The 23244-nt window shown below is 69.9% G+C and carries 20 protein-coding genes and 3 pseudogenes; 8 read left to right on the plus strand and 15 right to left on the minus strand.

Annotated elements, in window-relative coordinates:
- The 3 genes and pseudogenes from ACZ3TS_RS31320 to ACZ3TS_RS31330 all read right to left on the minus strand — a co-directional run.
- A pseudogene (locus tag ACZ3TS_RS31320) lies at positions 1-680 on the minus strand (IS256 family transposase); the annotation flags it as partial.
- A gap of 989 nt (positions 681-1669) precedes the next feature.
- Entirely contained in the window at positions 1670-2380 is a 711-nt protein-coding gene (locus tag ACZ3TS_RS31325; protein WP_467624562.1) for an N-acyl homoserine lactonase family protein, read from the minus strand.
- A gap of 668 nt (positions 2381-3048) precedes the next feature.
- On the minus strand, positions 3049-3459 hold the full coding sequence (locus ACZ3TS_RS31330) for a VOC family protein (RefSeq protein ID WP_467624564.1): 411 nt from the start codon (positions 3457-3459) through the stop codon (positions 3049-3051).
- A 379-nt stretch (positions 3460-3838) separates the two neighbouring features.
- Here ACZ3TS_RS31330 and ACZ3TS_RS31335 point away from each other — a divergent pair, with 379 nt between their 5' ends.
- Complete coding sequence (locus ACZ3TS_RS31335; protein ID WP_467624675.1) at positions 3839-4207, plus strand: hypothetical protein; 369 nt, start codon at positions 3839-3841, stop codon at positions 4205-4207.
- A 249-nt stretch (positions 4208-4456) separates the two neighbouring features.
- Positions 4457-4672 carry a hypothetical protein gene (locus ACZ3TS_RS31340; RefSeq protein WP_467624567.1) on the plus strand — a complete coding sequence of 72 codons (216 nt, stop codon included), beginning with the start codon at positions 4457-4459 and terminating at the stop codon, positions 4670-4672.
- A 2-nt stretch (positions 4673-4674) separates the two neighbouring features.
- Here the strand turns inward: ACZ3TS_RS31340 and ACZ3TS_RS31345 are convergent, their stop codons facing one another.
- Positions 4675-4872, minus strand: a complete 198-nt coding sequence (locus ACZ3TS_RS31345) for a hypothetical protein (RefSeq protein ID WP_467624569.1) — start codon at positions 4870-4872, stop codon at positions 4675-4677.
- Positions 4873-5443: 571 nt separating this feature from the next.
- Entirely contained in the window at positions 5444-7036 is a 1593-nt protein-coding gene (locus ACZ3TS_RS31350; protein ID WP_467624572.1) for a purple acid phosphatase family protein, read from the minus strand.
- Positions 7037-7849: 813 nt separating this feature from the next.
- Here ACZ3TS_RS31350 and ACZ3TS_RS31355 point away from each other — a divergent pair.
- Positions 7850-8110 carry a hypothetical protein gene (locus ACZ3TS_RS31355; RefSeq protein ID WP_467624574.1) on the plus strand — a complete coding sequence of 87 codons (261 nt, stop codon included), beginning with the start codon at positions 7850-7852 and terminating at the stop codon, positions 8108-8110.
- 921 nt (positions 8111-9031) lie between these two features.
- Here the strand turns inward: ACZ3TS_RS31355 and ACZ3TS_RS31360 are convergent.
- Positions 9032-11476: a SpoIIE family protein phosphatase gene (locus ACZ3TS_RS31360; protein ID WP_467624576.1), complete on the minus strand. Its 2445-nt coding sequence runs from the start codon at positions 11474-11476 to the stop codon at positions 9032-9034.
- Positions 11477-12033: 557 nt separating this feature from the next.
- Between ACZ3TS_RS31360 and ACZ3TS_RS31365 the strand changes: the two genes are divergently transcribed.
- Positions 12034-12453, plus strand: coding sequence for a CBS domain-containing protein (locus tag ACZ3TS_RS31365; protein WP_467624578.1), 420 nt, complete (start codon positions 12034-12036; stop codon positions 12451-12453).
- A gap of 437 nt (positions 12454-12890) precedes the next feature.
- Here ACZ3TS_RS31365 and ACZ3TS_RS31370 read toward each other — a convergent pair.
- The 5 genes and pseudogenes from ACZ3TS_RS31370 to ACZ3TS_RS31390 all read right to left on the minus strand — a co-directional run.
- Positions 12891-13178: pseudogene (locus ACZ3TS_RS31370) on the minus strand (MFS transporter); the annotation flags it as partial.
- A 225-nt stretch (positions 13179-13403) separates the two neighbouring features.
- Positions 13404-13682, minus strand: a complete 279-nt coding sequence (locus ACZ3TS_RS31375; RefSeq protein WP_467624581.1) for a hypothetical protein — start codon at positions 13680-13682, stop codon at positions 13404-13406.
- A gap of 565 nt (positions 13683-14247) precedes the next feature.
- On the minus strand, positions 14248-15270 hold the full coding sequence (locus ACZ3TS_RS31380) for a TolB family protein (protein ID WP_467624583.1): 1023 nt from the start codon (positions 15268-15270) through the stop codon (positions 14248-14250).
- Positions 15267-16535: an MFS transporter gene (locus ACZ3TS_RS31385; protein WP_467624585.1), complete on the minus strand. Its 1269-nt coding sequence runs from the start codon at positions 16533-16535 to the stop codon at positions 15267-15269. The genes ACZ3TS_RS31380 and ACZ3TS_RS31385 overlap by 4 nt, the downstream gene beginning before the upstream one ends.
- A 5-nt stretch (positions 16536-16540) precedes the next feature.
- The gene (locus ACZ3TS_RS31390) at positions 16541-17431 is read right to left on the minus strand and encodes an alkaline phosphatase family protein (RefSeq protein WP_467624587.1); all 891 of its coding nucleotides are present in this window, start codon (positions 17429-17431) and stop codon (positions 16541-16543) included.
- Positions 17432-18227: 796 nt separating this feature from the next.
- Here ACZ3TS_RS31390 and ACZ3TS_RS31395 point away from each other — a divergent pair.
- Both ACZ3TS_RS31395 and ACZ3TS_RS31400 read left to right on the plus strand, forming a co-directional pair.
- Positions 18228-18635, plus strand: a complete 408-nt coding sequence (locus ACZ3TS_RS31395; RefSeq protein WP_467624590.1) for a transposase family protein — start codon at positions 18228-18230, stop codon at positions 18633-18635.
- Positions 18623-18895: an ISL3 family transposase gene (locus tag ACZ3TS_RS31400; RefSeq protein WP_467624592.1), complete on the plus strand. Its 273-nt coding sequence runs from the start codon at positions 18623-18625 to the stop codon at positions 18893-18895. Before ACZ3TS_RS31395 ends, ACZ3TS_RS31400 begins: the two co-directional genes overlap by 13 nt.
- Before the next feature lie 44 nt (positions 18896-18939).
- Here the strand turns inward: ACZ3TS_RS31400 and ACZ3TS_RS31405 are convergent.
- Both ACZ3TS_RS31405 and ACZ3TS_RS31410 read right to left on the minus strand, forming a co-directional pair.
- Positions 18940-19044, minus strand: a pseudogene (locus ACZ3TS_RS31405) (hypothetical protein); the annotation flags it as partial.
- A 41-nt stretch (positions 19045-19085) separates the two neighbouring features.
- Entirely contained in the window at positions 19086-19229 is a 144-nt protein-coding gene (locus ACZ3TS_RS31410) for a hypothetical protein (RefSeq protein WP_467624594.1), read from the minus strand.
- 83 nt (positions 19230-19312) lie between these two features.
- Between ACZ3TS_RS31410 and ACZ3TS_RS31415 the strand changes: the two genes are divergently transcribed.
- The gene (locus ACZ3TS_RS31415) at positions 19313-19678 is read left to right on the plus strand and encodes a type II toxin-antitoxin system RelE/ParE family toxin (protein ID WP_467624597.1); all 366 of its coding nucleotides are present in this window, start codon (positions 19313-19315) and stop codon (positions 19676-19678) included.
- A gap of 31 nt (positions 19679-19709) precedes the next feature.
- Positions 19710-20021, plus strand: a complete 312-nt coding sequence (locus ACZ3TS_RS31420) for an XRE family transcriptional regulator (RefSeq protein WP_467624599.1) — start codon at positions 19710-19712, stop codon at positions 20019-20021.
- Positions 20022-20242: 221 nt separating this feature from the next.
- Here ACZ3TS_RS31420 and ACZ3TS_RS31425 read toward each other — a convergent pair whose 3' ends face one another.
- Together ACZ3TS_RS31425 and ACZ3TS_RS31430 are read right to left on the minus strand one after the other, a co-directional pair.
- Complete coding sequence (locus tag ACZ3TS_RS31425; RefSeq protein WP_467624601.1) at positions 20243-21622, minus strand: IS1380 family transposase; 1380 nt, start codon at positions 21620-21622, stop codon at positions 20243-20245.
- Positions 21623-21744: 122 nt separating this feature from the next.
- Entirely contained in the window at positions 21745-22851 is a 1107-nt protein-coding gene (locus tag ACZ3TS_RS31430; protein ID WP_467624604.1) for a hypothetical protein, read from the minus strand.
- Positions 22852-23244: the final 393 nt, after the last annotated feature.

Genomic DNA, 23244 nt, shown 5'->3' on the forward strand with positions numbered 1-23244 from the left:
CAGCGCATGGTCCACCGCTTGCGGCCCTTCCCGGTCGGGTCCAGGCTCATCAGCGCCATGTAGATGCACTTGAGGGCGGCGGCCTCATTCGGGAAGTGTCCGCGAGCGCGGACGGCCTTGCGGATGCGGGCGTTGACACTCTCGATCGCGTTCGTGCTGCAGATGACCTTGCGTATCTCGACGTCGAAGGAGAGGAAGGGCACGAACTCGGCCCAGGCGTCCGACCACAGCTTCACGATCGCCGGGTACTTGGCGCCCCAGGACTCCTGGAACTCCAAGAACCGCTCCGTGGCCGCATCCTCGCTGGGTGCGGTGTAGACGGGCTTGAGGGCCTTGGCGACCTTGTCCCAGTCCTGACGGGCGGCGTAACGGAACGAATTCCGCAGCAGGTGAACCACGCACGTTTGGACAATCGTGCGAGGCCAGACGGTCTCCACGGCCTCGGGAAGGCCCTTGAGGCCGTCGCATACCAGCATCAGCACGTCGTCCAGGCCGCGGTTCTTCAGCTCGGTGAACACGTGCAGCCAGTACTTCGCGCCCTCGCCGCCGTCGCCGGCCCAGATGCCGAGGATGTCGCGGGTGCCGTCCACTGTCACGGCCATCACCACGTAGATGGGACGGTTCGCGACCTGCCCGTCCCTGATCTTGACGTTGATAGCGTCCACGAACAGGACCGGGTAACCACCCGCCCCGGCCCGGGAACTGCGGAACCAGCAAGGCAAGCCCGTAGTGGCCCAGCATGTCCCCGGCCTGCCAGCCCAGCAGATCCTCCGCGGGCCAGCGCCCACTGCCACACCCGCCCGTCGTGATCACTGGCCCACACCGCCATGGGGAGCAGGTCCCGCAAGGCCGCTGGGCATCCGACCACCGGCACGGCGGACCCGGGCCCGCCGCCACCGGAACACGACTGCTGGTCGTCCATGGGGTGAACCATGCGAAGCCCTCACCGGCGTCGAAGGAGGGACACAGCCTCCATGGGCATCCAGCCGCTTCGCCTCACGCCCGGCAGCCGTCCGTCATCAGCGATCACACTCCGCGACCAACAAATTATGCTATATCGTCTCCTTTTCGCCCGCCTGTCCTGCGCCTGTATGGGCCCTGTGCGGCGCCGTGCAGCTCTGTGCCGGCCGTGAAGGGTGAGTGCCGCGCGGGTCGCGGTGGGCTTGTCACGGGCGGCGGCGCAGACGTGGGCGGCGCACGGCCTTGGTGGGGCGTTGTACGGGCGGGGGTACGGCAAGGCGGCGAGCGCCTCGCCGTACCCCCGCAGGCGCTGCCGGCGCCTGCTGCGCTCGCCTGCCGGTGGCTGGCGGACCGCGCCCGCCGCGGCCTCTCCTCATGGGGCGGTGTCCTGGCCGCCCGCGACGTCACGGCGCAGCGCTTCACCGTCCGGGGTTCCCCGGAGGGCGGTTCGAGATCCTGTCCCAGGACCAGTGGGCAGCCCGCGCCTCGCGTGCCGCCGGCGCGAGCGTTTCGGGCAACGCCTGGTGCGTCCACCGCACTGGCCACGATTCACGGCCGTGGAACGCCGCTGATTACGGGCACGGAGAACGGGCACGGAGGACGGGCACGGAGGACGGGAACCCTGGGACGGGCCCGGCCCGGCCCGTCTGTGAAGGCTTCGATGAGGACCGCCGGCCGGGAGGCGATGCCGTTTCGGCCCGGCTCGGTCTCAGAGGCTGCCGTGCGAGGGTTCCCAGACCGAGCAGTCGTGGGCGAACAGCACGCGCCGTGGGTCGAAGTCGGCGAGCCGGTCCAGCCAGTGCCGGTAGGGCGGAAGAGGCTGTTGCGCTCCCTCGTGTGCGGCGTGGCGGGCCAGGTGGTCCGATGCGAACTGGGAGGCGAAGTCGTGTGCCTGGCCGGCCAGGACCACGGTGCCGTCGTCCTTTCGCAGGACCAGGGACTGATGCCCCTGGGTGTGCCCGGGTGTGGGAATGACCCAGACGCCTGGCCAGAACTCGCTCTCCCCGGCGAGTTCCTCGTAGGTTGCGCCGGGGAAGTCGACAAGGTCATCGAAGGTGTGGTTGCCCCGGCGGGCGGTGGCCAGTTCCACGTCCTGGACCAGGATGGGCTTGCCGCCCAGCAGAGGATTCCCGCCGCAGTGGTCGAAGTGCAGGTGGCAGTTGACGAGGAGGCAGATGTCGCCGAGGGCTACTCCCGCGTCGGAGAGGGCTTCCTGCAGCGCACGGCGTCGGGGCCGGTAGTGGGCTTCGGTCTCCGGGTCCGCGGTGCCGATGCCGGTGTCGAAGAGGATCAGACCCTGGTCGTGTCGCACCAGGTAGGCCAGTACGGGTTCCACCCGCGGCTGGGGGCCGCCGGTCTCCGAAGCGGGCCGGATGACGTACCCGAGGTCGAGGCGACGCACCGCGATGTCCTTCCCCATGCCCTGATCCTGGCACACCGTGGCGCGCTCCAGCCGGTCTGCCGGCAGCGAAGTGGGTGTCCGGCCTGCTGCAGAGCTTCGCTTCGGCCGGCCCGCACGGGCCGTGACGCCTCACGGCCCGTGGCGGACCGTCACCGATGACGGCCCGTGCCCGGCGACGGCCCGTGCCCGGCTGCCGACGCGGTCAGCGACCGGGCTCCTGCCCGGTCGAACAGACAGCAGGGACCAGCGGAGTCTGCTGTTCCTCCCGGGTGATGTCCGCCCCTCGACAGGAGCGTCAGGGTGCCGACGCGACATGCTGCCCGGACCGTACCGGGGCGCGGGGCGTACGGGGGTGCGGGGTGTAGGGGGGTGCGGGTGTACGGGGGTGCGGGGTTTGGGGTGCGGGGTGTAGGGGGGTGCGGGGTGTAGGGGGTGCGGGGTGTAGGGGGGTGTGGGGTGTAGGGGGGGTGTGGGGTGTAGGGGGGTGCGGGGTGGCGCCGGTGACGGGCTGCCGGCCGTGCGGGCCGGTGCGCGTCGCGGTGACGGGGTGCACCGGATCCCGCTCGGCCAGGCGGCGCGAGCCGCCGGCGCGGATCACTGGTGGTGGGCGGTGCTGTCCGTTCGAGCCGGTCAGGCGGCGGGGCCGGGCGCCGGCGTGTGCGCCCGGCCGCTGCACGAGGCCCGCTTCAGCTCTGCGGCTGGGTGATGTTGACCATCCAGGGGATGCCGAAGCGGTCCGTGCACATGCCGAACACATCGCCCCACATCTGCTTCTCCAGCGGGACGGACACCGAGCCGCCGGTCGACAGCTTCTCCCAGCAGCCGCGCAGCTCGGCCTCGTCGTCGCCGCTCAGGCTCACCGAGAAGGTGTTTCCCGGGTGGTGCTCGCTCGAGGGGGTGTCGGCGCCCATCAGGGTGAAACCGCCGGGGGTCTCGAGCATGCCGTGCATGATCTTGTCGGTCATGGGCGTGTCCTTCTGACCGGACTCGCCGTAGGTGTTGAGCGCCAGGGTGCCGCCGAAGACCTCCTTGTAGAACTCCAACGCCTGCCGGGCGTCACCGGCGAACATGAGGTACGGGTTGAGACGCGAGGCCATGATTCCTCCCGGAGAGGGACAAGCGGTCAGTTGCGCGCACCGTAGCGCGGGGCACTGACATCGATGCTGATACTCAGGTTCCGGTGGCCGTGCGGACGGCTCAGGTCACGATCACGACGTCCCCGCGAGGGGCCACGGTGACGGGGCGCTGTGCCTGTGGACAGGAGCCGGGCTCCAGGTCGTGACCGGGGGCACCGGCTACCGAGCGCTGCTGTCAGCTCTTGACGATTCCTCGACCAGGGGCCTCGTCCCGGTGAGCATGCTGTCCGAAAATAGCGGTTTGGACGGCATTGTCACCCGCACTTGGTTCGGTCATGCTGGTCCGGCGTCCACCGCGCAGAACTCTCTGCGCGCGACAGGGGAGGGCCACGTGAAGAAGATGATCGCGCTCGCGGCGGCGGCCACCGCCCTGGCCGGGCTGTTCCTCGCCCCAGCACCCTCGGCGTCCGCACTGGCCACGTCGTGCTACGGCAGCGCCAAGGCCATCAACGGCACCGACGACAACGGCCACTGGCCGCCCTCCAGCGCCACGTACACCACGTCCAACTGCAACGACATCAACGTCAAGGTGACCCGGACGATCGACGTGCAGACCTGCTTCGATCCCACGAGCGGCGACTACTACTGCAACGGCTGGCGCACCGTCTACGCCAACACCTGGGGACTGGCCGCCTCCGACGTCAGGGACGGTACCCGGTTCTGGCTGCTGTTCACCAGCACCGACGTCCACGGACTCGCCGCCTACTAAACCCGCCGATGTGACCTGCGAGGTTTCTGAACGGCCCGGCTTGAATGACGAGTCGGGGCTGCTGGGCGCCCAACTGCGGGCGCCGCAACGCAAGAAGGGCCCGGTCCCTCCGGGGGAACCGGAGGGACCGGGCTGATCGTGCACGCAGGGGGCACGTTGCCGTGCTGGGATCAGGGACGGTGCGGCGGCGGACCGGCCCTGCGCCGGATCGCAACCGGATTGCTTGCCTGCCGTGCCTGTGCAGCACGGGTGGAGGAGGCAGAGGCGGCCATCGCCCCGGTCGGTTTGCGTTCCCCGGCCGGCATGCCCGCCTGGTGCAGCATGCGGGGGTACGGCGTCGGCCGTGCCGCCGGCGTCGGCGCCGGACTCACGCCGCCCGCGCCCGCCCGCGCCGGCGGGTCCGCCGTGCGCGCATGCGCCGGCAACGACGTCTGCTGGTGGGGCGGCGAGGAGGCGGGCGCGTGACCTCAGGCCGGGCCGAGCGGTGCCGCCTCGCCCCGGCCGTCCTCCGGCTGTGCATCCGCCGGGCGGAGCGTTTCCTCGGCCGTCTTGCGCTGCGGCGGCTTCCCTCCGGCCACCAGCCCGGCGGCACGAGCCAGTTCGGCCCTCAGCTGGTCGAACGCCGACGACCCTGACAGCTCCCGGAACCTGCGACTCCTGCTCATGCCACCTCAACGCGCCACCGCACCGGCCTGTCACCGCGATACCGCCGAATGGGGCACGCCGCCATGGACGGTCACGGCCCCGGTCCCGGCAGGGGCCGTCGGGCCGGTCTGTTTGGTCTTCCTCTGGGGCCGCAAGCGCCTCGTGTGAGGGCCACGCGTGGTTCTCCGGGCCGCTCGCCTCGGCCCCCTTGCCGTGTGCGTACGCGGCATCCTGCGAACCCGGGGGCGGATCGCGGGCGTCCCCGCGAAGCGTCCTGCGCGCACGGTGGGCCGCAGCCTGCACGACGCCCCGGGCAGCTGCCTGGGGCGTCGTGCGGGCTGAGGGTGCTCCCGTGCGACCAGTTGCTGCACGCGGCGGTGCCGGCCGCACTGACAGAGCCCGGGGGCACCGGGGATGAGCACGGGGGCGAGGACGTCGGCCGCGTGCAGGGGCGGGCCGGCTTGCAGGCACAGGGCGCCTGCCGCGCAGTCAACGGGGGCAGGTCTGCCGTGCGGCGTCTCTTGGCCCGGGAGGTGTGTCCGGCCGGGGCGCGGGGGCGCGGCGTGCCCGGGTCTGCCCCGGCGCTGCTGTTCAGCGGCGGCCGTCGGACCGCTTGCGGTGCAGGGTGAACTGCTCGAAGACGGAGAGCTCGCCGTGCGGCTTGTTGACGTTGTAGTAGGTCACGTGCATCCGCGTGGTGTCGCCGGGGAAGCGGCCGGGATCGACGGTGAAGGCGGCGAAGCCGTAGGGGTGGTCGACATCCCGGCTGCCCATCCAGATCGCCTCCTCCTTGGCGTAGACGGAGGTGTGTCCGCCGCCGGGGTTGGCGGTGACGGCGGTGATGACCTTGGCGGTGCCGTCCTTGAAGAACGACTGGTTGGTCGTGCCCGACACACCGCCGCCGCCGAGCACCATGTGCACGGTGCCCATCGAGGTGTCGATGTCGTCGGTCGCCGGGGAGATGGGGCTCGGGGTGAGGGTCTCGCTGCCGGAGACGACGCCGCGCACGGCGAGCGACCGCTCGTAGTTGTGCTCGTGGCCGCACACCACCAGATCGACGCCGTAGCGGTCGAAGAGCGGCCCGTAGTGCCGGCGCAGCCCGAGGTCCGCGCCGCTGGCGTCAGCGGAGCTGATCATGACCTGGTGCATCGCGACGACCACCCAGTCGATCTCCTTCGAAGCGCGGGCGGCTCGCAACTCCTTTTCCAGGAAGGAAAGTTGGCGTCCGCCCGAGTAGCCGTTGACGTAGTAGTCGCTGGCGTCCTGCAGACAGTAGTCGTCGTTCTGCAGCACGATCACCCGGACGGAGCCGGCGGTGAACGCGTACCACAGGCCGGCCAGTTCGGCGTCGGTCTCGGTGGAGGGCAGGGTGAAGTACGTCTGGTAGGCGGCCATGCCGATCGGGCCGTTACCGGACTCGATCTCGTGGTTGCCGGCCGCGGGCATCCAGGGCCGAAAACGCGCCGAACGGGAGTTGTTCGCGAAGAAGTTGCCCCACGTGCGCACCCGGTCGACATCCCGGTTGGCGTAGCACAGGTCGCCGTTGAGCAGGTGGAACAGCGGCGCGACCTGCTCGATGCCGGCCACGATGTCCTTGCTGGCGGGTGTGGAGTTGTTGTCGGTCACCACCGTGCCATCAGCCGCCCACGACACCTGCGGGGCCGCCTGGTCGCCGAAGCTGGTGAAGGTCAGCGGCGCCCGGCCGCGCGGGGCGGTGCGGAAGCTGCCGCTGTCCGGCGTGGTCCCGTCGTGCGCGGCGAGGTAGATGTAGTCGGTGTCCGGGGCCAGCCGCGACAGCGGCGCGTGATGAACGTGGACGGTGCGCCCGGATTTGCCGTCGGCGTAGGTGCGGGTCTGCGCCTGGACGCTGTTGCCCAGGCCGTGCTCCAGCGTCCCGTACCGCACGCGCGGGTGCTTCACCTCCCCGTCGGTGATCCAGGAGACCACGATCTGGGTGGAGGGGTCCGCACCGAAGGTCAGGTGCAGGCCCTGCACGGGCGGTGCCCCGGTTCTGCCGGGGCTGATCCGGATCGCGGGCGCCGACGGCGGCGTCTGGGCGGCCGCCGGGCCCGCGCCGAGGAGCTGGGTCGCGGCCGCCCCGGCCCCGGCTGTACCGAGAAGCCCCATCGCGTGGCGGCGGGTCAGCCCGCCTTCGTTGTGCGCCGCATCCGTCCCTGAAGCCATGACGGCTCCTTCCCGTGTCTGAGTGGATGAGCGGACTCTCGGATGCCGCCGCGTCGAGGGGGTGAATGAGACATGGCGCTCACGGGAGCGGATGGCGTCCCGGCCGCAGATGCCTTCCCAAAACTCTGTCTTGGTGACTCCTCCACCCCGTGAACGGGGTGGCTTCTCGCTATGCCGGTTGGGCTTCGCGACGGGCCGGCCCGGCCCGTAGAACGTTGAGGGCGCCCACTGTGCCGGCGTGCGCGTGGTGACCGCACTGTCGGCAGGGGAACTTCTCCTGTGTGGGCCGGTTCTCCTTGGCGGTGTGCCTGCATTCAGGGCACCGCCGGGACCTTGACCGCCTGGAGGGGCGCCGAGCCGTATTCCGAAGCGACGCTGCGGCGCTCCGCGCCGCAGGACTCAGGATCGCAATCCCTCCCCGCCTGAAGGCGGGGATCCCCTCCGAAGAAGAGGGATGGAACACGGTCGAAAGAACGGACAAAGCGTGGACAAAGGCGGGACCCGGGGGCCTTGACGGGCGGTCAGGTGCTTCGCCGGGCGGGCCGGCCGTCCTCGCCGTCGGGCTGATCGCCACGCGGAACTGGCGGCAGCCGAAGGCGCGGAGCTCGCCAGGAGCAGGCCCCGGCTCCGGCCGCAGTGAGATCATGTGAGTATTTGAGGCAAATGAGAGACTAATGAGCTTTCAGTTATGAAGGGCGTCTTTTTCTGTTTTCGGTGCTCGGGTGATGCAGGATCAGAACCGTTCCGGCCCACCCGGCCGGAGGGTTGACCTGACGGGGCGTCACGCTCCCTTGCACGGAAAGGACATCTGGGATGACTGACAGGTTCAAGCGGGCCGCGGCCCTGGGCGCGGCGACGGTCGCGGTGACCACAGGGGTGCTGCTCGGCGCGGTGGGCAGCGCCTCCGCCGCCCCGGCCCATCACGGCCCGGATCGTGATCATTCCCGGCATTGCTCGCATGACCGGGGCTACTTCACCCGGGTATGGATCCCGGGTGGCTGGGAGCGCCATCGCTGGCACCCCGGCCACAGCGAGCGCGTCTGGCACCCCGGCCACCAGGGCTGCCGCCGCTAGGCCCTGCCCTGTGTGCAGCTCGCGCAAGGGGGGGCTGCTCGGGCGTCATGACGCTGTCGGCCACTGCAGGAGCGATCGGGGACGCGGTGATCTGACGAAGAGCGAGGGGGAGTTGAGCGAGTCCCAAACCCAGGTCCGGGGCTCGCTCGTGTCTTGTGCGGCGGCCGGAATCGGGATCGGCTGCGCCGGCTGAATCGACGAGTGTGTCCTGGGCCCGGGCGATGATGACGGTGCGGGCCGGTGCAGCCGGCACCACGTGCCCGTGGCCGGGGTGCTGACACCCCCTTGTGCAGGCCGCTGCCCCGCCCTGTTGACGCAGGGCGGGTTGAGGGACGGGGCGGCGTGAGCGGCTCGGCGGCTTCGAGGATCCGGCCCGGCGCCGATGCCTGATGGCGCGTCGGGGTGCGACGCCGCGCCGGGCCGCAGCGCGCCTTGGAAGGTGGGGCGGGGCGCGCCTTGGAAGGTGGGGCGGGGCGCGCCTTGGAAGGTGGGGCGGGGCGCGCCTTGGAAGGTGGGGCGGGGCGCGCCTTGGAAGGTGGGGCGGGCAAGGTCATCGTGTTCTGCGCCCGGGCCGGGGCCCGGCCTCGCCTCGTAGGCTCGCATGCTTTGCTCACCGCACGCTGCCGGGTAGGAGCGGCCCTCCACTGCCCGTCGGCGAACCCCCAACGGCAGGAGAAACACGGTTCAGCGGACGGTCCCGGCAGGCGCCGGGGCGGCCTATGCCCTGTCGTTCTTGCCGGCCGACACGCAGGCCGGTTGCGGGCGCGGGGCAGGAGCGGCCGGGGGGGCCTGGAGCGCGGGCGGTGTACCGAAGGCCCTTTTCTGTGAGGGTCAGTAGTCCGGAGGCCAAGCCCCACCCTGTTGGCCTGTAAATCGAAGGCGGATCGGGGTTCTCGACCTTGGACGCGATCTATTTACGAATCAGGCGGCCAGGTCTTCTTCGGCCCAGACGACTTTGCCACCGGATACCGAGCGGGAGCCCCATCTGCGGGACAGCTGGGCGAGCAGGAAAAGGCCGCGGCCGTTCTCGTCCGTGGTGCGTGCGCGACGCGGACGCGGGGAGCCGGCGTCGGTGTCGAACACTTCGCAGGTCAGCACCTGGTGCTGGATCAGACGCAGACCGATCGGGCCGGTGCTGTGGCGGACGGCGTTGGTGACCAGTTCACTGACGATCAGCTTCGTGGCGTCCTGGAGACCTTCCTGGCCCCATTCGGCCAGCTGACGGGCTGCCAGGTTCCGGGCGCGGCGGACAGCACTCTGGTCACACGGCAGCGTCCAGGAGGCGACCTGGGCCGGGCTGAGCGAGCGGGTCCGGACCAGGAGCAGGGTGACGTCGTCGCACGGTGCCTGACCCGGGAAGGCCTCCGTCGCGCGGGTGCAGAGGTCCTCCAGGGAGTGACCCGGCTGTGCCAGGGCGACGCCCAGGCGGTGCATTCCCTCCTCGATGTCGTGGTCGCGGGTCTCGATCAGGCCGTCGGTGTACAGGGCGAGGAGACTTCCCTCGGGCAGTTCCAGCTCCACGGCCTCGAAGGGGACCCCCAGCCCGATGCCGAGAGGGGTTCCGGTGGGAAGGTCGGGGAAGGTGACATGGCCCTGCGGGTCGATGATCGCGGGCGGGGGGTGCCCGGCCCGTGCCATGGTGCACTGGCGGGTGGCCGGGTCGTAGACGGCATACAGGCAGGTGGCGCCCACAGCCGCAGGGGTGTGGTCCAGGGCGTCGGCGTCTTCCTCGGCCAGTCGCTGGACCGTGTCGTCGAGGTGGGCCAGCAGTTCGTCGGGGGGCAGCTCCATGTCGGCGAGGGTGTGGACGGCGGTGCGGAGCCTGCCCATGGTCGCGGCGGCGTTGATGCCGTGGCCGACCACATCGCCGACGACGAGGGCCACCCGGGCGCCGGACAGCTCGATCACATCGAACCAGTCGCCGCCGACACCGTGGTCCATGTCGGCGGGCAGGTAGCGCGAGGCCGCCTCGATGGCCGTGCCGCCCCGCAAACGGCGGGGGAGCAGAGTGCGTTGGAGCGCGAGGGCCGCGGTGTGCTCGCGGGCGTACTGGCGGGCGTTGTCCAGCGACAGCGCGGCGCGGCTGACGAGTTCTTCGGCCAGGAGCAGATCGACCTCCTGGAAGGGCACCGGATCCTTTGTGCGGATGAACAGCACCACGCCCAGCAGGGCGCGCCGCGCGCGGATGGGTACGACCATCAGGGAGTGCATGCCGTTCTCGTGGATCTTCTGCGCCAGCGCCGGGGCTTGGTCGACCCATAGGCCCGGAGCGGTGTCCAGGATCGGCTCCAGGTGCGACCTGCCGGTGCGCAGGACGTGGGTGAAGGGTGAGGCGGGCGGCACGAGGACCGGCTCACCGCGCCCCCATGGGGATTCCGGGACTCCGTGGTGGATCGAGGCCAGACCGGCACGTCGCAGACCGGGCAGGCGCGCGTCCGTCGGGTCGATGCGGACCGGGGGCCCTTCGCCGAACGGGATCGACTGCTCCAGGTCCACGGCGACGTAGTCGGCGAGCAGGGGCACGGCGAGGTCGGCCAGTTCCTGGCTGGTCTGCGTCACATCCAGGGTGCTGCCAAGGCGTGTGCCGGCCTCGCTGAGGACGGCGAGGCGCTCACGCGCCCGCCGGCTCTCGGCGACATCGACGCTGATGACGCACACCCCCAGCGCGTGGCCGTCGGCACCCTGGAGGCGGTGGAACGACGCCGCGAAGGGACGCTCCCGGTCCGCACTCGCCGGCAGCCACGCCCGGTACTCATGGACCTTGGTGGTACCGCTCCTCAGCACCTGCCGCATCACCGACTCCAGTGCTTCGGCCTTGGCATCGGGCAGCGCATCGGTGAATCGGCATCCAAGCCGCCGGTCACGGGAAAGACCGTCGTGGCTTTCCATCACGTCGTTCACCCAGGTGCAGCGCAGCTGCGCGTCACGAACGACGACGCCGATCGGCGCGCGGGCAAGAAGCGGCCCCCGCACCGATCGGTTCATCCCGTCCCCGGACCGCGCGCCGATGTCGGTCATGGAGGCGAGCCAGCGCACCGCTTGGTCCTGCCCCCGCACCATCGAGATCCGCAGGCTGACGTCGAGCATGCGGCCGTCCCGGTGGCGCACCGCCGTAGTGCCCGACCAGCCGTTGTGGGCACGGCACTGCTCCACGAACGCCGATATCGTCGGCGCTTGCCCGAAGGAGGGCAGCACGAGTGCGGCGCAGTGGCCCACCACGTCCCCGGCGCCATAGCCGACCAGCTGCTCGGCGGCCTGCGTCCATGCGACCACCGTCCCCTGCTCGTCGAACATCGCGATCGCCGACTCGGACGCCTCACGCGTGTTCGATTGATTACTGAATGTCACCTTGTCAGTGCTGGTCATCGAGCCGTTGTCCTCGGATAGCGGGGAAAGGGGGCGGTGTGGGGTGCGGCAAGCCGGTGCACGGACGGCGGCTGCGGCGACCACGACCACGGCGGGATGGACAGCCTGGGCAGCGCGCGTCGTGTCTGCGTCCTCGGTTCCGAACGCGGATACAGACACCGATCCGAACCGGATTGCACCCTTTTGGGAGCTTGACCGGATGGCGCTCTGATCTGTGACAGAGCCGAGCCGCGACCGATGCCGGCACGCCCACCCAGGACGACGCCGGGCTGCCAGGCGGGCTGCGAGGCGGGCGGAGCAAGCGAAGACAGACAGCTGCGGCAGCCAGGGACTCGGCACCCCGTTTCGGCTCCGCCGCGTGGGCCGGCGGCAGGACAGAGGTGGCCGCGGGGGCGGCCCGGCATCGGCTGAGGCGGCGTCCGCGTCACTCCCGGTGCCTTCCCCTCCCGCCGAGCGGCCCTGCAGCCGGGTTCATCTGTGCGGAGCCTTGCGTGTCGGGTACTCGGCAGCCGAGGGCGGTGGAACGGCACCGCCGAAGGCAGGGAAGGAGACCCCCCATGACTCAGCACGTACGTGACATCATGACCAGCGCACCGGTGGCCGTGGAACCGCAGGACTCTGTGATCAACGTGGCCCGGCTGATGCGGGACCAGAACATCGGTGCCGTCCTGGTCACGCAGGAGGATCACCTGCGCGGGCTGGTCAGCGACCGCGACCTGGTGGTGCGGGCCCTGGCGGAGGGCAAGGACCCCGAGCAGACGACTGTGGCGCAGGCGTGCAGCGACGATCTGGTCACCATCAGCCCGGACGAAGACCTCGACCGCGCCGTCGAGATGATGCGGGAGCACTCGGTGCGTCGTCTCCCTGTTGTTGAGGGCGACCATCCGGTCGGCATCATCTCTCTGGGCGATATGGCGATCGAGCGTGACCCCCGCTCGGCGCTGGGCGACATCAGCGCGGCCAGGCCCAACAAGTAGCCCTGCCTCTTCCTGGCAGCAGCGAAGGACCTGCAGTTCCGTCTCCCGGCCGGCCCCCGGACCAGGGGAATGCGTCCAGGCCTGACCACAGAGGTGCGACCGGACAGCGCGAGGGCTCGAAGCCCGGGCGGGGCTCGGGCCCTCGCAAGAGCCGCGTATCCGGGGGAGGGATGTGCCCGTCGCGACGCCCCTTTACCGATGCCCCGGCACTCCGAAAGCCACTGCCCTCCCTGCGCCGGCTGCTTCGTCGGCCGGGCACCGACACCTCAGCTGGACCGTGACGGTTCCACGCTCGGCCGGACCCCAAGCCCGCCCACGGTGGTCAGTGCCCCGGATCGCGGTGGTCACTGCGCGCTCCAGTTGGTTGGGACCGCGCTTTTGTGATGGCTGCCGAGCGCTGACGCAGTTGTGCCGGCTGTTCGCGGCGACAGGGGCCCTCACGCAGACGGGAGCGGAGTCTGCGGCGGCGCGGGAAGCGTCCGTCCCAGGCGGGCGAGTGGGGACAGGGCCATCAGCGCCGGCGACAGCATCATGCCTGCGGCTGTCACCAGGAGGCTGTCGCGCGTCCCCCACACGTGCGCGAGGAAGCCGCCGAGCGGCGAGCCGAGCGGGGTCAGCCCCATGCCGACACAGTTGATCGTCGCGGCCGCGCGGCCTTGCATCCCGTCCGGAGTGACGGTCTGCCGGACGGCCATGACGGTGACGTTCACCAGCTGGGTCAACGTGACCCGGCCCTGAAGGACCGGGCTTGGAGGTAGGGCCCAGCCGGCTGCTGGGGTGGACTCCTGCGTCCAGACACCCCTATGGGGTGGCAGGGACGCGTGACTCACGCCCCGCGTTCCACACGCTCTCGCCACGGGTGGCGATGTTGTGGGAAGCATTCCGGTCGGCGTGGGCAACGACCCCGCACCCCCGGCAGATGAAAAGCCCCTGGTCGACACGGTGTACGGTCAGCGTGGTATCAGCGCGCCCTCTTCGGTGACCGTCAGGCGCGCCTGACGGCCTCCCGGCGAGCAGTTGCGGCCGTTGGGGTAGGTGGGCTGCGGGATGGTGCTGACCTGTCGGTTGAGCACGGTGGCGCCGCGCCGGTTGTTGAACACCAGCGTGACGTGTATCGGCTTTCCCGGCAGGTCACGTATGACCGCAAAGCCAGGCCAGACGGAGAGCCCGGGGATTGGGGAGGTCCTGACCGCCGGGCTTTCTGCGGCGGTAGCCGATTCCGTGGTCATCACAGGGTCTCCTGGGGGTGCCGGTTCTTTCGACGAGGTCTCCCGCAGCTGCAGCGTGCGCTTGCGGCATGTGTCGTCCCAGCACACTGTGAGAGTCGCGTCGGCCACCCTGTTCGCCAGTTGCGGGGGAACCTCGACCCGGACCCCGGCAGGCGCGTCCATCAGGGTGCAGGGACGGGTGTCTTTCGCGAGAACCCCGCACCCGCTCAGCAGCGCCAGAGCCGCCAGGGGCAGTGCCCATCCGACGTGGTGTCGCACGCTGGCTCCTCGGCAACCGTCTGCGTTTTGATCAATGGCCCCTCATGCTCGCACGGCAACTGCACCATGCCGCTCGGCCTGGACCCTCGCGTGCCATCCCGCCCTGTTGCTGAGCAAGGGCCGCGTGAGAGAGGCCCTTTGGCGTGGCCGGAGCGAAGCGGAAGCCATAGACCCGCATGGCCGGGCCGTGGACCCGGCTCGGCCGCAGTCCGCGCTTGCCCGCCGAGAGGTGTGTGGGTGAGCCGTGTACGTGCCTGGGCACGTCGGGGCGTACGCCGGCACAGGGCGGCCGACTGGGGCGTTGAAGTCACTCCGGATAGGCGGGGGCGACGGCGGAGGTCATCAGCCGGCGGGCGGTGCCGGTGCCGTCGGCGGGGACGGTCCACAGGTCCGAGCCGTAATCGCCGGGGAGGGCGTAGACGAGGGTGGAGTCGTCGGCCCACAGGGCCTGGTCGTCGATGTTGCGCTGCTCGGCGGTCGCGGTCTCCGTCATGGTGCGCAGGTTGAGGACGTACAGCCGCCAGGGGGCGTCGGGTGAGGCCCCCTGGACGCGTTTTTTGTAGGCGATCTTGGTGCCGTCCGGTGAGAGCGAGGGGCATTCGACGTTGGGGTGCAGGGTGGTGAGGGTGCGTGCGGCGACGTCGCCCCTGACGAGGTAGGTCTGGCCGCCGGTCGCCAGTGTGGCGTAGAAGCGGGTGTCGTCGGCGAAGGTGACGCCCCAGATGTTGATGTCCGCGGCGCGGTAGGGCCGGCCGTCTTTGACGACGTGGAAGGTCTCCAGGTTGTCGTCGAAGGCCCAGGTGCGGGTGTCGACGATGGCGGTGCGGGTGGAGAAGTCGACGCCGGCGTAGGAGTCTCCGCTGACGAAGACCGTCCAGGCGACCAGATGGCCGGAGGGCGAGACCCGGGCCCGGGTGGGGATGCCGGCTGCCGGGAAGTGGTGCAGCTCGTGCAGGTGCGAGTCGAGTACCACTGCCCGGTAGGTGTCCTGCAGCGCGCCGTGCACGGCCTGCAGGCAGATGCCGGTACCGGCGGCCGCGTGGAAGCGCAGGCACTTGACGCCCGATGCGGTGCGCGGCCCCTGCGGGTGGTCGGCGGGCACGGAGGCGATCTCGTCGCGGTGCGGGCCCCAGGCCAGGTTGCGTACCAGCAGCCGGCGCCCGGCGGTGGGCCCGAGGGAGACGGTACCGGCCCGCACGGTGGGACCGTCGGCCTGCTGCTGGTCACGCATGCCCGAGCGGTGAGCGGCGTGCAGCACCGCCCCGGTACCGACCGTCGCGAGCAGCAGGACGGCGGCCAGCAGGATCACCAGGCGGGTGGTTCGGGTCACGCGGGCACCTCATCGGCGGTACGCAGAACGAGCGAGGCCACGACGGCGCTGAGGGCCAGTGCGGCGGCGGTGACGGCGAGGGCGGCCCGCCCGCCCCACAGGCTCCAGGCCGCGCCGAACGCCAGCGAGCAGGCGAACCGGGCCAGCGCCTGGCCGGTGCCCACCAGTGCCTGCCCGGCACCCTGGTGCCGGGCCGGCACGGCCCCCGCGGTGGCGGCCGCGAGCACGCCGTCGGTGGCTGCGTAGAAGGCGCCGTGCAGTACGAGGACGGCGGTCACGGCGGGGACACCGTGCCAGGGGGAGAGCACCAGGCCGTAGCCGAGCAGCAGGATGCCGTGGCCGGCCAGGAAGAGCCGGCGGCGGCTGATCCGGTCGGCGAGTTGGCCGAGCGGGACGGCGAGCAGCAGGAAGACGGCGGCGGTGCCCAGCGGCAGCAGGGGGAAGACGTTGGCGGGCAGGCCCTCTTCGCGCTGGAGCAGCAGATACAGGAAGGAGTCGCTGACGGTGGTGAGACCGAGCAGAGCCGCGCACGCGGTGAGCCGGCGCAGCTGCGGGCGGCGCAGCAGCCTGAGCGCATCACGCAGCGCCGGCCGCTGCGGCTCGCTCAGGCCTACGGCGCGGGCGGGGGTGATGGGGCGCGGCACGAACAGCACCAGCACCAGGACCCCGAGCGCGGCGATGCAGCCGCTGACGGCGAAGACCGCGTCGTAGCCGTCGACGGTGGCCCGCAGCACGGCGAAGGCGACGAGCGGGCCGAGCAGCGCGCCGGTGGTGTCCATGGCGCGGTGCACCCCGAACGCCCGTCCCCGGTGCTCGGGCTCGGTGGCCAGCGCGATCATCGCGTCCCGGGGCGCGGTGCGCAGCCCTTTGCCGGTGCGGTCGGCCGCGAGCACGGTACTGATCACGGGCACACTGTGGGCGAGCAGCAGCAGCGGCTTGCACACCGCTGAGAGGCCGTAGCCGAGGCCTGCCACGATCTTGTGCCGGCGGCCTCCCCGGTCGGCGAGATGACCGCCGGCCAGCCGGACCAGGGCCCCGACGCCGTTGTTGATGCCGTCCAGCAGCCCGAAACCGAGCGGTGACAGGCCCAGGCCCGCGACCACGTACAGCGGCAGGACGGCCGTGACCATCTCCGAGGAGACGTCCGTGATCAGGCTGACCGCACCCAGGGCCAGCACGGTGGCGGGCACAGCGGCCGGCCGCCGTCCCGGACGGGAGTCCGGGACGGCGGCGGCCTTGGTGCTGCGGGAGTCCGCGAGGTACACGGGCGTCAGTTCCAGATGCCGGTGATGTCGGAGGCGGAGGCGGCGTTGCCCGCGTGCGCGGTCAGACCGGCCAGGTCCTCCACGGTGCGCAGGACGTTGTAGTGGTTGTAGGTGGTGGAGCTGGAGCTGCCGGGGGCGACGTGCTGCCCGTAGAAGACGGTGGGGATGCGGTTGCCGGACAGCTTGTTGTCCTCGTCGAAGGTGACGGCGAGGATGCTGTTGTGGGTCTTGGCCCAGGTGGCGTAGGCACCCAGGTTGTTCTTGATCCAGGTGTCGCCCGTGGAGACCGAGCAGTCGTGCATGTCACTGCACAGGTTCGGTACGACGAAGGACACCTTCGGCAGGGTCGTGTAGTCGGTCGGGAACTGCGCAAAAGTCTTCGCGGTGCTCGTGGGCACGTTGGAGAAGCCGAACCACGGGTTGTGCTTTTGCGCGTAGTTGCCGCTGCTGCAGGTCGTCGAACCCTGGCTGGGCAGCGACTCGTTGTAGCTCGCCCAGGTCTTCCCTGCGGCGATCAGCTCGGAGGCGAGGTTGGGCTTGGAGATGGAACCCACCGAGACGCAACTGTCGTCGCTACGGCCCTGGTTGGAGCCCGAGAACAGCATGTAGTAGTTCGGCTCGCTGGGGTGGGTGAGGCCGTAGGACTGCGTGAGGTTGGCGCCGCCCGCCTTGAGGGTGTTGTTGATGTACGGGGCGCTGGAGCTGCCGATCACCTGCGAGTAGGCGTGGTTCTCCATCACCACGACCACCACGTGGTCGGGGGTGGGCAGAGCGGCGGCCTGAGCGGGGGAGCCTGTGGCCGCCCACAGGCCGACCGACGCGGCGGTGAGGGCCACCGCCCCGGCGAGTGCGGCGAGCGGGCGTCTGGTGCGCTGGGGAGCCTTGACGGCGGTCATAACTGTCCTCCGGACAGAAGTGACGGACGTACGGGGGGTGGGAGCGCCGTAACCCTAGGTGCCTTCGGGAGAACCCGGCCGCGCGTCGCGAGTGAAGATCACACGAACGATGGCCCCCGCCGGGTAAAGCCCGCGTCAAGCAGACCCCATCTCGGTAAAGTCCAACTCCCTTAGTTTGGCGGCGAGTTCACTCCGTCGTGCAGCCTGCTCCAGGGTGCTTGCGCTGAGGGGAGGGGCCGGCGGCCTGCCTTCGCCCCGTCGAGACGGGCTGCTTTCGGGAGCCGTGCGCCGTTCGCCGGTCTTCAGGCCGGCGATGAAGCGAACCTGCCGGCTGCGGCGCTGAGCGCGGGCCGGACAAGACGCCCCGTCAGCGGCCAGCAGTGGCATGGCCGTTCGGGCGCGCGGGTGGTGTACAACGACGCCGCCCATGCCCGGGAGTGGGCATGGGCGGCCGGGGGAGGCGTTGTGCGTTGTTGCGGTCCTGCCGAGGATGCTGATCACCGAGCCCGCACACGACACCCCGGCGGCACCGGCTGGGCGAGACGTCCGCGCACGGTGGTACTGCAGCAGGCGCTGCGGGACTGCGAACGCGCCGACCCGAACTCCTTCGCCCCCCGAAGAGGGAACGCGAGGGCCGGGCACGAAAACCCCCGCGGTGGATTTGTTCACGAGATTGGGCTCTGGCTCGAATTTCGTGATGCGGGCACGCTGAGTGACGGTTCGTGGTCGTACTGGTCTCCGGGAAGTCGCCCGAAAATGATCCGGGGTGATCTCGAGTAGCTGACAGTTCGGGGTCGTGGAGGACGTGTTCCTCCGGCTGGAGGAGTTGCTGTTCCCGTCGATCGCGGACGTGGCGGTGGTGGCGGTGGACGTGGAAAACGAGATGGTGCGGGGCGAGGCCCGTAGTACAGCGTCCGGTTCGGCGTGTCCGGGCTGCCGGAATTGGTCGAGTCGGGTTCATAGCTCCTACCTGCGGTTTCCGGCGGATGTGCCCAGCGCGGGGCTGCGGGTGATGCTGTGTCTGCGGGTCCGCCGGTTCGCCTGCCGGGTCGCTTCGTGTTCGCGGCAGACGTTCGTTGAGCAGGTGCCGGGGTTGACCCGGCGGTACGGCCGGTGGACCGAGCGTCTGCGTTCGACGCTGGCGGCGGTCGGTCTCGCCTTGCTGGTCGGGCGGGCGCCAGGATGGCTGGTGTGTTCGGGGTGACCGTCAGTCGCAGCACGGTGCTGCGACTGATCGAGGCGCTGCCCGAACCGGAACCACCGACCCCGCGGGTGGTCGGCGTCGATGAGTACGCCACGCGCAAGGGCCGCCACTACGGCACCGTGCTGGTCGACGTCGAGACGCGACGGCCGGTTGACCTGCTACCGGACCGGGAGGCATCGAGCCTTGCCGCCTGGTTGGCCGAGAGGCCAGGGATCGAGGTCGTCTGCCGGGATCGAGCCCCGTTCTTTCGAAGCCGCTGAGCGGTGCGTCGCCGACCATCGTGGGTGCCTGCGCGGCGCTGCGCCCGAGCCGCCCGAACTCCTCGCCAGATCGACCCGAAAGTATCCCCGCTGGAACATGTGTAGTAACTCGTCCACGAGTCGGCACTCTCGCAGACCTCTTTCATCACGCGCGCCAGGGAGGTCTTACCAACTCCCCGCTCCCCGTAAATTACGGCGTGCTGGCCATGCTGTAAGCAATGGTGATCAATTCGCTCATCTGCTCATGACGCCCCGCGAACAGCGCCTTGTTCGCGATGGGGGCGGATGGGCTGAAGGACCTCATGACCATGGCTCGCCGCGCGATCGTCTCCACGGGGGAACGGTCTCACAGTGGACGGATAGAACGCAACTGTTGTACACTGCCTGTGTTCTATCGCCTGCGAGCGCGGAGTGCTGGTGAGCTGGGAGATCGTCATCGTTGACGAGGTGCGGGATTGGCTGCGCCAGCTACGGAAGACGGATCGGGAGACCGTTCTCTTGATCGCCGCAGCCATCGATGTCTTGGAGTCTCAGGGGCCGGCGTTGGGGCGTCCGCTGGTGGACACTGTCCACGGATCTGAGCTGCGTCACCTCAAGGAGTTGCGCCCAGGGTCCTCCGGTAGTTCGGAGGTGCGGATCTTGTTCGCCTTTGACCCTGAGCGCCGCGCGGTCCTTTTGGTGGCCGGGGATAAGTCTGGCAACTGGAAGGGTTGGTACGAGCAAGCCATCCCTCTTGCAGAGAAGCGGTACAGCACTCACATCAATGAGTATGGCCAGGAATGACGGTCCGTCTCTTGTTTGTAAGGGAGGCTCTATGAGCACGAAATGGCAGGACCTCAGGAGCGAACTCCTCGGCCCGGAAGACGAAGACAAGGTCGACACTCACCGCGGTCGGATGCTTGCTGAGGCGAGGGCTCATCGTCTTGCAGAGGCGCGGAAGCGTAGGCAGATGACCCAAAAGTCCATGGCCGATGCCATGGGGATCAGTCAGTCGCGAGTTAGCGCCATCGAGCGGGGAGACTTGAGTCGGTCTGAGCTCAGCACCCTTGTTGCTTATGTGGCTGCACTGGGTGGGAAGCTTGAAATCGTTGCTGACTTCGGTGACGAGAAGATCATCCTTGGGTAGTTTCAAGCACCTACGTGGCAGTTCCAAGCCGAGGTCGGTGGAGTCTCAACCTCGATCGTTCATGAGTCCCTGTCGGTTGACTGACGGGGACTCTGTGTTTGTGTGGTGCGGCCTTTTCGGGGCCGGGGCAGGCTGAGGGCCCGGCTCTCGCGTCGGGTGAGCGCCGGGTTCCACTTCACCGGTGCGGTGGTGCAGGTTGTTGGGACGGTCGAAGTGGCTGTTCAGCCGGGGGCCGGCAGGGCATGGAGCCTGTCGATCGCGTGGGTGATGACGTCGGTCCAGGGCCATCGGGCGGGCAGGCGGAGCCAGCGGCGGCGGCCGGTGTGCACGAGCTGCGCGGCGGCGGAGAACAGGCGGAAGCGGAGGCGCTTGGGTTCCCAGCGGCGGGTCTCGCCGGTCAGGGCGAGCATCGGCAGCCAGGCGAGGAGGTCGAGGGCGAGAGAGACGATCTCCAGCCAGATCCGGTTCTGGGCGGTGTCGTGCAGGGGCAGGTTGCGCGGGCCGGTGTCGCGGGCGTTTCGGATGCGGTCCTCGCAGCGGGCCCGTCTGCGGTGACGGAGTTCGAGGTCGGCGAGCTGGCCGCCTTTTGTGTTGGTGGCGAAGCAGGTGAGCCGGTTGCCGTCGATGTCGGTGAAGCGCAGCTGGGCGCCGGGGTGCGGGCGTTCCTTGCGGACGATCAGCCGCATCCCCTTGGGCCAGGTGCTCAGGTCGGGCATGTCGGTGATCTCCGCGACCCAGGCGCCGGGCCGCTCGGTTTTGCCCGCGTCGTAGGCCGGCGTCCACGCTTTCTTCGGGATCTTCAGCACGGCCTGGTGGATGGCGTCGGTGATGGTCATTCCGACGGAATACGACAGCCACCGGCCCGGCTTGGAGAGCCAGTCGAGGAAGGTGTGGGTGCCGCCGCCGGAGTCGGTCCGGATCAGTGTCTGGCGTCCGCGGCGCAGGCGCTTGGGGAGTTGAACCAGGGCGAGTTGGGCGGTTTCGATGTGGTCGGCGGCGGTGTTGGAGCCCGCGTTGCCGGGCCGCAGCAGGGCGGCCACCGGCTCTCCGGATCCGGCCTGGCCGTGGTCGACGAACGCGACGAGGGGATGATGGCCGAAGGTCTTCTTCCAGGTTGGTGTGGCGTCCTGCTTCTCGGAGTGCGCGAGCACCAGCACGCCGTCGATGTCCACGATCACCTGCCCGTCGGCGGCCGGAGCGTGGGCTCCGGCCAGTTCCCAGACCCGCGTCCGTACGTCGGAACGTGCGGCCCGGATCGCAGCGAGAGCTTTCGGGCCGGACGCGGCGAGAGCGTCGACGAGACGGGAAACCGTCGGATCGGAGGCCACCGGGCCGCACACACCCGGCTCGGCCCGCAGCATGCCGACGTCGGCCAGACAGTCCCCGCCGAGCGCGACGGCCAGGGCCGTATCCAGCAGGATCTTGCCCGGATCATGCACGGCCCGAGGCTTGCGCCACGGTGCCAGTGCCGCCGATATCGCGGTGTCCAGACCGGACTTACGGACCGTCTCGACCAGCAGCACCGAGCCGGCCTGGGCAACCACCCCGCGACCGCCGCCCTCGACACGGACACACGGGTAGGACCCGCTACTCTTCTTCACCTGGGAAGTGCCTCTTTCGCTACCACGTACAGGACCCTCAGCAAGTCCTATCGTTGCAGCTCAGGGGCACTTTCTGCTTTCTCGATCACCTGCCGGACGGCACCCCTCGTGAAAGCCCGAGGCTAGAAGAGGTCGGCCGAGGTGCCCTGCGTGAGGTTCTCGAGGATCGTGCGCAGCCACGGGTTGCGCACGGCTGGCAGCCGGACCAAGGTGTCCTGGAACGTTCCCCGGTCGGCCCGGAACAGGTAGTTGGGGCGCGGAGGGAGCGAGTCGTCGTGGAGTACGTCTTGGGGTATGCGGCCTGACGCGGGAACCGGCAAGTACGGCTGGGGAGAGACCAGCCACAGCCACACCCCCAGCGGCAGGGGCACCAGGTATGCCGACGCAGTGGGGCTGGCGGGGGTCCAGGTCTGACCTGTCTGGGGATGGACCGGTACGAGGAGGATGTCGACGCCCGCGTCCGGGGAGGGTTGTCCCGGTCCAGCCAGGGCGGCGCGCCGCTTCGGGGGGCCTGTCGGCAGCAGGGCGTCGAGCGCGCGTTGGAACACGTCCGCGGTCAGACCGCCCGGGACCTTCACCGGCTGCCCTTGGGAAGCAACCAGCAGGTGGGTGAGCGCCTGGCCGGCTGCCGCCTCCCACCGCGGGCTCCACGACCAGTAGTGGTTCGACCCCATCCGTCCTCCCCACGTGGCGATCGGCTCGAACGGAGGTGTTTTCTCCCCCTTCTCTGCCAGCTCCGCCCAGGAGAGGGGCGCAGCGTGGATACCGTCAACGGGGACGCGGTGCACGGCGTCCGAGCTGAGCCGCACTGCCTGCCAGAGCGAGCAGTCATCGACCCTGGTCGCCACGGGGAGGTCGCACGTCTCGCAGGCCATGTTGGGCCCATCGGCTCCGTCGAGGCCGCAGCAGGCACCGCCGCGCTTCTCAGGAATCAGCCGGGTTCCACGGATATCACCGGGCGCGATGACACTCGCCCCGGGCGTGCTGTCGGACAGGGCGTAGACCGGCGCGTAGATGCCGCGTGCCTCCGCCTCGCCCGGATCGATCTCGTCCCACATCCGCCATGGCCCTCCCCAGGGGTCCGGGTCCACGGCAAACGTCCCGGACTCCATGAGCACCGGAAGCTGGGCCCCGTTTCCGTACTTCTGACGGGCGTGGACTGGCAGTGAGACCTGGGACAGCGGGGTGGTCAACTCGGCGCCGCATCCCGCACACACGAAAACGAACAAATGTCCTCCGCCGGGGAATCAGACGCATCGTCGCAGCTCGCGGGCAGCCAGCCAACATGTTTTCTCATCCGTTCCGGGAACGGCACCTGCTACCGTCGTGGAGTATCAACGCAGCGCGGGCAAGTGCCAGCCCCCCGCCTCTGAGTACGGCAAGCGACTCACTCAGTGTTCGAATTCCCAGAGTGCTGTGGCGCCTCCCGAAGTGGTGAACATCTGCTGCCCATTCTCCTGAACGAAGCCACCGCGGTCCGCATCGGCGACAGCGACACTTTCGCCTCCGCGACGAACCGAAACCACCCTGCACCGGCCGGCCCGTCCGGCCCGGCGTACAACTCTGGACGAACCCCGGATGTCTTCCAGGTGACAGCAGTACAGGCATTGCCCTCATGCGCA

It is taken from the genome of Streptomyces sp. NPDC022910 (assembly GCF_055561075.1).

What these genes read in the sequence shown, in the direction of transcription:
- ACZ3TS_RS31325 (WP_467624562.1), bottom strand. Translation starts at nt 2,380, where the DNA reads ATGGGGAAGGACATCGCGGTGCGTCGCCTCGACCTCGGGTACGTCATC.
- ACZ3TS_RS31330 (WP_467624564.1), bottom strand. Translation starts at nt 3,459, where the DNA reads ATGGCCTCGCGTCTCAACCCGTACCTCATGTTCGCCGGTGACGCCCGG.
- ACZ3TS_RS31335 (WP_467624675.1), top strand. Translation starts at nt 3,839, where the DNA reads ATGATCGCGCTCGCGGCGGCGGCCACCGCCCTGGCCGGGCTGTTCCTC.
- ACZ3TS_RS31345 (WP_467624569.1), bottom strand. Translation starts at nt 4,872, where the DNA reads ATGAGCAGGAGTCGCAGGTTCCGGGAGCTGTCAGGGTCGTCGGCGTTC.
- ACZ3TS_RS31350 (WP_467624572.1), bottom strand. Translation starts at nt 7,036, where the DNA reads ATGGCTTCAGGGACGGATGCGGCGCACAACGAAGGCGGGCTGACCCGC.
- ACZ3TS_RS31355 (WP_467624574.1), top strand. Translation starts at nt 7,850, where the DNA reads ATGACTGACAGGTTCAAGCGGGCCGCGGCCCTGGGCGCGGCGACGGTC.
- ACZ3TS_RS31360 (WP_467624576.1), bottom strand. Translation starts at nt 11,476, where the DNA reads ATGACCAGCACTGACAAGGTGACATTCAGTAATCAATCGAACACGCGT.
- ACZ3TS_RS31365 (WP_467624578.1), top strand. Translation starts at nt 12,034, where the DNA reads ATGACTCAGCACGTACGTGACATCATGACCAGCGCACCGGTGGCCGTG.
- ACZ3TS_RS31375 (WP_467624581.1), bottom strand. Translation starts at nt 13,682, where the DNA reads ATGACCACGGAATCGGCTACCGCCGCAGAAAGCCCGGCGGTCAGGACC.
- ACZ3TS_RS31390 (WP_467624587.1), bottom strand. Translation starts at nt 17,431, where the DNA reads ATGACCGCCGTCAAGGCTCCCCAGCGCACCAGACGCCCGCTCGCCGCA.
- ACZ3TS_RS31420 (WP_467624599.1), top strand. Translation starts at nt 19,710, where the DNA reads ATGAGCACGAAATGGCAGGACCTCAGGAGCGAACTCCTCGGCCCGGAA.